Source organism: Cyanobium sp. T1B-Tous (assembly GCF_024345475.1).
Taxonomy (GTDB): domain Bacteria; phylum Cyanobacteriota; class Cyanobacteriia; order PCC-6307; family Cyanobiaceae; genus Cyanobium_A.
In genome coordinates this window covers 1-8,664 of sequence record NZ_JAGQBE010000085.1, presented here as the reverse complement: position 1 = coordinate 8,664, position 8,664 = coordinate 1, and the positions used below count along the sequence as shown (strand labels likewise).

The 8,664-nt window shown below is 70.0% G+C and carries 10 protein-coding genes and 1 pseudogene; 8 read left to right on the top strand and 3 right to left on the bottom strand.

The features are described from left to right. Positions 1-214 (top strand): annotated as a pseudogene (locus KBY71_RS13645) (TIGR03943 family protein); the annotation flags it as partial. Beyond that, complete coding sequence (locus tag KBY71_RS13640) at positions 211-1,530, top strand: hypothetical protein (protein WP_254929440.1); 1,320 nt, start codon at positions 211-213, stop codon at positions 1,528-1,530. The pseudogene KBY71_RS13645 and the gene KBY71_RS13640, both read left to right, overlap by 4 nt. Here KBY71_RS13640 and KBY71_RS13635 read toward each other — a convergent pair. Beyond that, on the bottom strand, positions 1,516-2,328 hold the full coding sequence (locus KBY71_RS13635; RefSeq protein WP_254929439.1) for a metal ABC transporter permease: 813 nt from the start codon (positions 2,326-2,328) through the stop codon (positions 1,516-1,518). The two genes, KBY71_RS13640 and KBY71_RS13635, sit on opposite strands and share 15 nt — an antisense overlap. 34 nt (positions 2,329-2,362) lie before the next feature. Between KBY71_RS13635 and KBY71_RS13630 the strand changes: the two genes are divergently transcribed. Beyond that, complete coding sequence (locus KBY71_RS13630; protein ID WP_254929438.1) at positions 2,363-2,779, top strand: Fur family transcriptional regulator; 417 nt, start codon at positions 2,363-2,365, stop codon at positions 2,777-2,779. Here KBY71_RS13630 and KBY71_RS13625 read toward each other — a convergent pair. Both KBY71_RS13625 and KBY71_RS13620 read right to left on the bottom strand, forming a co-directional pair. Beyond that, positions 2,776-3,471 (bottom strand): metal ABC transporter ATP-binding protein, encoded by a 696-nt coding sequence (locus KBY71_RS13625; protein WP_254929437.1) that lies wholly within the window; start codon positions 3,469-3,471, stop codon positions 2,776-2,778. The genes KBY71_RS13630 and KBY71_RS13625 overlap by 4 nt on opposite strands. A gap of 26 nt (positions 3,472-3,497) precedes the next feature. Continuing rightward, complete coding sequence (locus KBY71_RS13620) at positions 3,498-4,460, bottom strand: hypothetical protein (protein ID WP_254929436.1); 963 nt, start codon at positions 4,458-4,460, stop codon at positions 3,498-3,500. Positions 4,461-4,601: 141 nt separating this feature from the next. On the opposite strand from KBY71_RS13620, the gene KBY71_RS13615 reads away from it, so the two are divergent. The 5 genes from KBY71_RS13615 to KBY71_RS13595 all read left to right on the top strand — a co-directional run. Continuing rightward, positions 4,602-5,624, top strand: coding sequence for a metal ABC transporter substrate-binding protein (locus KBY71_RS13615; protein WP_254929435.1), 1,023 nt, complete (start codon positions 4,602-4,604; stop codon positions 5,622-5,624). A gap of 65 nt (positions 5,625-5,689) precedes the next feature. Further along, positions 5,690-6,793 carry a GTP-binding protein gene (locus KBY71_RS13610; RefSeq protein ID WP_254929434.1) on the top strand — a complete coding sequence of 368 codons (1,104 nt, stop codon included), beginning with the start codon at positions 5,690-5,692 and terminating at the stop codon, positions 6,791-6,793. A gap of 34 nt (positions 6,794-6,827) precedes the next feature. Next, positions 6,828-7,409: a HupE/UreJ family protein gene (locus KBY71_RS13605; protein WP_254929433.1), complete on the top strand. Its 582-nt coding sequence runs from the start codon at positions 6,828-6,830 to the stop codon at positions 7,407-7,409. A 79-nt stretch (positions 7,410-7,488) separates the two neighbouring features. Beyond that, entirely contained in the window at positions 7,489-7,632 is a 144-nt protein-coding gene (locus KBY71_RS13600) for a hypothetical protein (protein WP_254929432.1), read from the top strand. A gap of 209 nt (positions 7,633-7,841) precedes the next feature. Next, positions 7,842-8,664, top strand: an 823-nt coding sequence (locus KBY71_RS13595; protein ID WP_254929431.1) for an extracellular solute-binding protein, incomplete at its 3' end; no start/stop codon positions are given.

Genomic DNA, 8,664 nt, shown 5'->3' with positions numbered 1-8,664 from the left:
GTTGGCCCGGCTGCTGGTGCGCTGCTGTCTCGCCGATGCCACGCCGGTGGGCCTGCCGGTGCGCTGGCCGGCGGGCCCAGTGCCCCAGGCCGATCAGTGGCTGGCGGTGCAGGGCACCATGGCGGTGGAGGAGCACAACGGCGAGAGCCGCAGCGTGGTGGTGGCGCAGCGAATCACGCCGATCGCCCGGCCCAGTCGCCCCCTGGAGCCATGAAGCGGGTGCTGCTGGTGCTGGGGGGAGGCGTGGCGCTCGCAGCGCTGCAGCAACAGCTGCTGCTGCGCCGCCCACCCAGGCTGGTGGAGCTCAGCTCCACCACGGCCAGCTCGGGGCCCGCCGCCCTGGATCTGCGCTTCAGCCGGCCGATGCAGCGCTCCAGCCTGGCGCGCTTCAGCGCCCTGGAACCCCGCCTGGCCTGGCGCTGGCTGGGGGAAGGCAATCCCCTGCGCCTGCTGCTCCTGCCCCAACAGACCATTGCGGGCCCCCTGCAGCTCCTGCTGGCGGGGGCCGACCGCCGCGGCCTGCCGCTCCAACCCCAGCGCTGGCGCTGGGACCCCCGCCCCCGGCTGCTGGCGGTGGTGCCCGTTCCCGGCGGAGAGCAGCTGCAGCTGCAGCGCCGGGATGGCAGCTGGCTGCCCCTGAGCCCGGTGTGGCCCCAGCTGGCCCATGTGATGCCCGTGGGCGACGGCTCCGGCGTGGCCCTGCTCAGCGGCGATGGCCAGGGCTCCCATCAGCTCTGGCGCCTGCCGCTGCACCAGCGCAATCTGGTGCGCGAACCCGGCGGCCTGGGCGAACCCAAACCCGGCCGGCTCGAGCCCCTCAGCGAGGAGCCCCTGCTGTTTGCCCACCTCAGCAGCAACCGGCGTGGCGACCTGCTGGTGCAGGCGTCGACCACGGCCCTGGAGCCGGGAACCACCGTGCTGCTCAGCCGCCGTGACGAACGCCAGCCCCTGGTTCAGAACGCTTCCGGACCGATGCAACTGCTGCCGGAGGGCGGCGGGGTGGTGGTGCCGGAATTGGAAGGCCTCACCCTCCACTCCCTGCCGGGGCAGCCCCCGCGCCGCCAGGTGCTGCCGGGCAGCCGGGAGCTCAGCAGTTTCTGCCCGGTGAGCGGCCGCGCCCTGCTGGTGCGCCACTGGCCCGACTACCGCCGCTCCCTGGAGCTGGTGGAGCCAGGCCAGCCCCCGCGGCAGCTCTGGATCGGCGGCGAAGCGGTGCTGGCCAGCGCCTGCGACCGGGGCGGCGAGCGCGTCTGGCTAGTGATCAGCGATTGGAAGAAGGGGGCCCAGCCCCAGCTGCTGGCCCTAGATCGCCGCGGTCAGCGGCTGAAACAGCGCCCGCTCCCCGGTTGGCAAGTGGAGCCAGGCAGCGCCATGGCCTTCGATCCCACCCGCCAGCAGCTGCTGCTCACCCTGCGCCGCACGGCCCCAGCTACGGAGGGGGCCCGGGCCGTGCTGGTGGATGGCCAAACCCTCCAGCTCCAGCCGGTGGACAAGCCGGTGCGCTTGGCCCTCTGGCTACCGGCCAGCTGACAGACGGCGTTCGCGCCACACCGCCAGGGGCAGCAACCCCATGCAGAGCGCGCCGATCAGGGGGCCGGGCGGCAGGTTCACCAGGGGCTGGATCGCCAGCAGGAAGCCCCCCCCGCTGATGGCGATCCCCACCAGGACCGAGCGCCAGAGGGCCTGGCGCAGGCTGGCGGCGCCGGCCAGGGCCACCAGGGCCGGCGCGCCCATCAGGGCGATCACCAACACCACGCCGACGGCGGTCATGGCACTCACCACGGTGAAGGCGGTCACCAGGGTGAGCAGCAGCCGCAGCCGCTGCACGGGCAGGCCGGCCCCGGCAGCGCCGAGGGGATCCACGCCCAGATACACGTAATGGCGGTAGCGCAAGGCCAGCAGCAGCAGCACGGCCGCCAGGGCCAGCAGGCTGCGCAGCAGATCCACCGGCCCAGCGGCCAACAGATCGCCAAACAACACCGCCTCCAGATCCACGCGGATCTGCAGCAGGGGAATCAGCAGCACACCCAGCCCCAGGAAGCCGGCCAGCACGGTGTTGAGCACCGCCTCATCGCCCCCTTCACCGGCACGATCGCCGCGGCTGAGCCGCTCCGCCAGCAGGGCACCCGCCACCCCACTGATCACACCCCCCAGGCCCGGATCCAGACGCAGCGCCACCGCCAGGGCCAGCCCCGGCAACACGGCATGGGACACCAGGTTGGCCAGAAACAGCCGCCGCTGGACCAGCAGCAGGGTGCCCGCCAGGGGACACAGCCCCCCGATCACCAGGGCCAGCAGCAGCGGCAGCAGCCACCAGAGACTCTCCATAGGATCAACGCACTCCGCCCTTGCCGGCCCGGCCATGTCCACCCAGGTTGCCGCCCCGAGCGATCGCCAGCAGCTGCTGCTGGCCGCCTTGCACCGGGCCGACCGGGAACTCTCCGGCCAAGACCTCCACGCCCTGCTGCGCCAGAGCCCCCAGCCCATGGGCCTGGCCACGGTGTATCGCCACCTGCGTCAGCTGCAGCAACGGGGCCTGATTCGCTGCCGCCACCTGCCCAGTGGCGAGGGCCTGTTCGCCCCCACCGAGCGCGACGAGCACCACCTCACCTGCGTCGACTGCGGCTGCACCACCGTGCTCGAACACTGCCCCATGCACGACGTGCACCTGCATGACGTGCAGACCTCCGGCTTCCGGCTGCTGTTCCACACCCTGGAGTTCTTCGGGCTGTGCCACAGCTGCCAGCAGCGCCAGGCCAGCCCAACCCAGGCCGGCTAACCGCAGCAGTGGTTGCCCACGCGCAGGTCGCCGAGGGCATGGCGCACCTGCTGGGGGCTGCCGTCGGCCAGGAGGCAGCGATCGAGCACCAGCACCCGGTCGTAGGCGTCGAGATCGCGCCCCCAGTCGTGGCTGCTCACCAGCAGGGTGAGGCCGGCATCGCGCAGCTGCCCCATCACCTTGAGCAACTCCGTGCGCGACGGAGGATCGATGGCGGCGCAGGGCTCATCGAGCAGCAGCACCCGGGCCGGCTGCACCAGGGTGCGCGCCAGCAGGGCCCGCTGCTGCTGCCCGCCCGACAACTGATCCAGGCGACGACCCGCCAAGCCAGCGAGGCCCACCCGCTGCAGGGCGGCCTCCACGTCGCAGCACCCGGGCCGCTGGGCCGCCATCCGCCCGAGGGCCACCAGCTCCCGCACGCTGATGGGGAAGTGCCAGGCAATCTCCCCCCGCTGGGGCATCAGGGCCAGCTGCTGCCGCACCAGGGCCGGGGTGAGGGGGGCCCCATCCAGGCGAATCGCACCGCTCTCGAGCGATAACTGGCCCTCGATGGCCTGCAGCAGGGTGCTCTTGCCGGCGCCGTTGGGGCCCACCAGGGCGGTGAGGGTGCCGGGCTCCAGCGCAAAGCTCACGCCCTCCAGGGCCAGCTGGTCGCCGCGGCGGACCCGCAGCTGGCTCACCTCAAGCGACACGCAACGCCTTCAGGTCGGTCCCAAACCTAACGAGGCTCCGGCAGCAGGGCCCGTGCCCCCAGCACGGCAAACACCGAAACCGCCGCCGTGGCCCCGAGGTCGCCACCGATTCCCGCCAGGCGCGGCTCAAAGGCTGCATCCAAAAGAGCAAACACCAGTCCCATGGCGAGCAGCAGGGGCACCGGACGGGGGGCAATCCGCTCGGGGGCCGTCATGCCGACGAAACTGGCACCCAGCCAGGCCGCACTCAGGGGCACCGACGCCAGCTTGAGTGCCGGAGGCAGAGACCCCAGCAGGAGGGCCACCAGGAGGCTCGGCAGGGCCGAACCCAGCACCACACCCAGGCCCCAGCGGTAGCTGAACGCGTGGGTGACCAGCGGAGCCAGCAACGACAGGATCACCATCCAACCCCGCTCACTGGCGGTGAAGGCATGGAGGGTGGCGCCCGAGCCCATCGCGCCGGCCGCCATGGCCAGGCCCACGGCACCCAGCCCCCCCAGGAATGCGGTGGTGCCGAGCTTGCCGCCAATGCCGTTCCAACTCTCACTGAGAACCGACAACACCAACCCGGCCAGACCTCCTGCCAGGAGCACCCAGGCCGGATGGCCCAGCACCAGCTCGGAGGTCATGCCGGCAAAGGCTCCGCAATACACCGGGGCGGCCACCCCCTGCCAGCGCTGGGTGGATCGCCCCGCGGCCTCCAGTCCGCCCCCCACCGCCCCAACCAGGGCGGTGGCCACCACCACGGAGATGGACGCTTCCCGACTCAGGGCCAGCACCCCCAGGGCAGCCAGGGCAGCGAGGGCCACGGCTGCCCCCTGGATCCTGCCGGCGGGGCCATGGCCGGCATGGCGCAGAAAACCAACCAGCACCACGAGGCCCAGCAAGGCCCACACCAGGACCAAGGCCGCCGGCGCGCCCAGGACGAACCCATCTAAATAAAAGAGGAGCAGCACTCCGGCCATCAGCAAGGCGTGGGGCCTGATCACGGCACGAGGGATGCAAGGCCTTCATTCTGCGGGGACTGCCCCCTGCAACCCCAGCAGCCACACCAACAGCGACCACCCCCAGCCAGCATCGATGAGAACCGTTATCATTCGCCCAGCCCCGGGCTTGGCTTCCCTGCCTCTGTGACGCACCGATCGCACACGCCACTCCGCCTCACCGTTGCTCTGGCGCTGCCTCTGGCCGGGGCTCTGGCCCTGGCCGGCTGCGGGACGTCCCGCTCCCCAGATGTGATCGCCGCCGATGGCGTGCTGTGCGACATCACCCAGCGTCTGGCCGCAGACGACCTGCGGGTGCGCTGCCTTCTGCAACCGGGAGATGACCCGCACCAGTTCCAGCTGACACCGCAGCAGAGCCGCGACCTCAGCCAGGCCCCGCTGGTGCTGATCAATGGGTATGGCCTCACCCCCTCCTTGGCCGAGCAGAGCAAGGCGGTGGCGGTGGCCGAGCGGGCCGTGCCGGGGAGCCCCGAACTCAAAGTGCTGCAGGACAGCCAAGGCGACCACCAGGAGGAAGGGCACGCCGCTGGCCACGCCCACGCCGATCTCCACGACCACGGCGATCGGGATCCCCACGTGTGGCACGACCCCGGCCAGGCCAGCGCCATGGTGCGGCTGGTGGCCCGCCAACTCGAAGCGCTCCAGCCCGCGGCCCGCCCCCGCATCGCCGCCCGGGCCAGGGCGATGACGACCGTGCTCGGCCAGCTCGACCGCTGGAACCGCCAGCAGCTGGCCACCATCCCCGCGGCCCGGCCCCTGGCCAGCGGGCACCGCGCCTTCGCCAGCCTGGCGCGGGCCTATGGGCTCCAGGAGCTGCCCCTTCTCGACTCCATGAGCAGCAGTGACACCCTGCGGCCCCAGGCCTTTCAGGCCGTGGTGCAGCAGCTCAAGCAGGAGCAGGTTCCGATGCTGTTCAGCGAACAACTGCCGCCCAGCAAGGCCCTGCAACGCATCAGCGTCCTCAGCGGGGTGCCCCTAGCCCCCGCCCCCCTGGTGGCCGATGGGCTGGCCCCCTCCAGCGATGGGGCCGGCAGCCTGGTGGCCACCCTCACAGACAACACCTGCCTGATCGTCAACGGTCTCAAGGGCCGTTGCGACCGGGCTAGTCAGCAGGCCCTGGTGCAACGGTGGCAGGCGATCGGCCGCTAACGCTCCCAGCCAACTCACCATCACGCCCTTCCTAAGGTCGATGTCATTCGGCCACCCGCTCATCGATGACCGCCAGCGCCAGCCCCAGCGAATCCAGCGTGATGGCAGCGGCCCCCACGGGCCTGCCGGTGACGATCCTCACCGGCTTTCTAGGGGCGGGGAAAACCACCTTGCTCAACCACATCCTCAACAACCAGCAGGGCCTGAAAACGGCCGTGCTGGTGAATGAATTCGGCGAAATCGGCATCGACAACGACCTGATCGTCGCCACCGGCGAAGACATGGTGGAGCTGAGCAACGGCTGCATCTGCTGCTCGATCAACGGCGAGCTGCTGGAAGCGGTGTATCGGATCCTCGACCGCCCCGAGCCGGTTGACTACCTGGTGGTGGAGACCACAGGCCTGGCCGACCCGCTGCCGGTGGCCATGACCTTCCTGGGCAGCGACCTGCGCGACGCCACCCGCCTCGACTCGATCATCACCCTGGTGGATGCGGAGAACTTCAGCGATGAGCTGCTGGAGGGCGAGGTGGCCCGGGCCCAGATCGTGTACAGCGACATGCTGCTGCTCAACAAGTGCGACCTAGTGGCCGACGAGCGGCTCAGCGCCCTGGAAGCGCAGCTGCGCCAGATCAAGACCGACGCGCGCATCCTCCGGTCGGTGAAGGGGGATGTGCCCCTGCCCCTGCTGCTCAGCGTGGGCCTGTTTGAGAGCGACAAGATCGTGGCTCAGCAGGACCACAGCGATTGCGACCACGCGCACGGCCACTGCGAGCACGACCATGACCACACCCACGACCATCACCACGAGCCTCACCACGGGGAGCATCACGATCACGCCGCCCATCCCGACCACGCCGCGATCGAGGGCTTCACGTCCCTGTCATTCGCGGCCGAGGGCCCCTTTGCCCTGCGCAAATTCCAGAACTTCCTCGACAACCAGTTGCCCGCAGAGGTGTTCCGGGCCAAGGGGATCCTGTGGTTCAACGAGAGCGAGCGGCGGCATGTGTTTCACCTCGCCGGCAAGCGCTTCTCGATCGACGACTCCGACTGGCCCAACGCGACCCGCAAGAACCAGGTGGTGCTGATCGGCAAGAACCTCAACCACGACCAACTGCGGCGCCAGCTTCAGGCGTGCGTGGCCAAGGATTCCGGCAAGGGCTTTGCCTGAGCGGGATACTGGTTACAAGGCCCCGACGATCGCCATGACTGCCCAAGCCCCCCGTCAACTGGCCCTGGCCGCCGCAGCCGGCCTGGGCCTCAGCCTGCTCTCAGCCCTGCCGGCCGGCGCCCACGGGGTAGCCACGGGTGGGCTCGTGGCCGGTGCCAGCCACCCCCTGCTGGGCCTCGACCATCTGCTCCTGCTGCTGGGCGTGGGCGGAGCCGCAGCCCTAGAGGGCCCCTCCGTGCTGCTGGTAGCTCTCGCTGGCGCCCTTGGGGGCAGCCTGTTTGGAGCCTTCGGTGGCAGCCTTCCTGCCGCGGAAGTGCTGGCGGCCCTGGCCGTCTCAGCCCTGGGCGTCACCCTGCTGATGCGGCAACGCCAGAGCTCCCTGCTGGCGGTGGTCCTGGCCGCGGCGGTGGCGATCCACGCCATGTTGCACGGCCAGGAAGCCACGGGCACGGCCGCCAACCTGTTGGGCTGGTGGTGTGGTGCCGGACTGGCCTCCACTGCCGTGGTGATGGCGAGCTTCCTGAGCCTGCGTCAACTGGGTACCAGCTGGACGCTGCGGCTGGCCGCCGGCCTCGGCGTGGCCGGCGGGCTGCTCGCCCTGGCCCCCTTGGTGTGAGAACCGCCCAGAAACGGCCGTTTTCGCTACACCACGCCTTGCCAGTCTGGCTACCGTGAGCCGAGCCAACTTGAACGCCATGGCCGAACTGATTCTCTTCTCCGGCGTTCTCGCCCTCTTCGGCCTCGCCTTCTGGCTCACCACCGATTCCGATGACGACAACGGCGGCGGCGGAATGATGCAACCGGTGCTGGTGCCTGTCCGGGTGCGGCGCCACTCCTAAGAGCCAGGGCACTCCAAGGATCCATCGAGAAGGAACCATCCGGGTCGGTCGCTTGAGTTGCCGGACAAGGTCCAGGCGCCGGACCCCATCCCAACCCCCAGCCGCGTAGCAATTGCTACGCGGCTTCCTTGCATTGATGACGGAAGGGGCCGCCGGCATCCGACAGGATTCAGGGACGTCCCCGTTCCTCGCTCCTGAGATTGGTTGCTATGCGTTGCAAGCTCACGGCCATCGCCACCACAGCTCTGGCCGCCACCAGCCTGGCCGGCGCCATTGGGGCGGCCTCACTCGCCCAGAGCCGCGTCCAGGAGGTGAATGTCTACTCCGGCCGCCACTACAACACCGACAAACTGCTCTACCGCGAATTCACCCGCCGCACGGGCATCAAGGTGAACTTGCTCGAAGGCAAGGATGACGAACTGATTCAGCGTCTCAAGAGCGAAGGGCCCAAGAGCAAGGCCGACCTGCTGGTGTTGGTGGATGCGGCGCGGATCTATCGAGCCCAGCAGGACAACCTGTTCCAGCCGATCTCCTCCCCCGAGCTCAACAAGGACGTGCCCGCCAACCTGCGGGACCCGGGAGGGCGCTGGTATGCCCTCACCCGCCGCGCCCGACCGGTGATGGTCAACCCCGCCCAGGTGAACCCCAAAGGGATTCGCACCTACGCCGATCTCACCAAGCCCGAGTTCAAGGGCAAGCTCTGTCTGCGCAACCGGGCCAGCGTCTACAACCAGTCGCTGGTGGCCGATGAACTGGTGCGGCGCGGGGCCACGGCGACACGGCAATGGCTCCGAGGCGTGGTGGCCAACAGCAAGGCACCCTTCTTCACCTCGGACACCACCATGGTGCGGGCCGTGGGCCAGGGGCAATGCGGCGCCACCATCGCGAACCAGTACTACCTAGCCCGGCTGCTGAGCGGCGACAACGCAGCCGACCGGGCAACCGCCAAGAAGGTGCGCGTGGTGTGGCCCACCCCCACCCACGTCAACGTGACCGCCGGCGGAGTGACCCGCAGCGCCCGCAATCCGGAAG

What these genes read in the sequence shown, in the direction of transcription:
- KBY71_RS13640 (WP_254929440.1), top strand. Translation starts at nt 211, where the DNA reads ATGAAGCGGGTGCTGCTGGTGCTGGGGGGAGGCGTGGCGCTCGCAGCG.
- KBY71_RS13635 (WP_254929439.1), bottom strand. Translation starts at nt 2,328, where the DNA reads ATGGAGAGTCTCTGGTGGCTGCTGCCGCTGCTGCTGGCCCTGGTGATC.
- KBY71_RS13630 (WP_254929438.1), top strand. Translation starts at nt 2,363, where the DNA reads ATGTCCACCCAGGTTGCCGCCCCGAGCGATCGCCAGCAGCTGCTGCTG.
- KBY71_RS13610 (WP_254929434.1), top strand. Translation starts at nt 5,690, where the DNA reads ATGACCGCCAGCGCCAGCCCCAGCGAATCCAGCGTGATGGCAGCGGCC.
- KBY71_RS13605 (WP_254929433.1), top strand. Translation starts at nt 6,828, where the DNA reads ATGACTGCCCAAGCCCCCCGTCAACTGGCCCTGGCCGCCGCAGCCGGC.
- KBY71_RS13600 (WP_254929432.1), top strand. Translation starts at nt 7,489, where the DNA reads ATGGCCGAACTGATTCTCTTCTCCGGCGTTCTCGCCCTCTTCGGCCTC.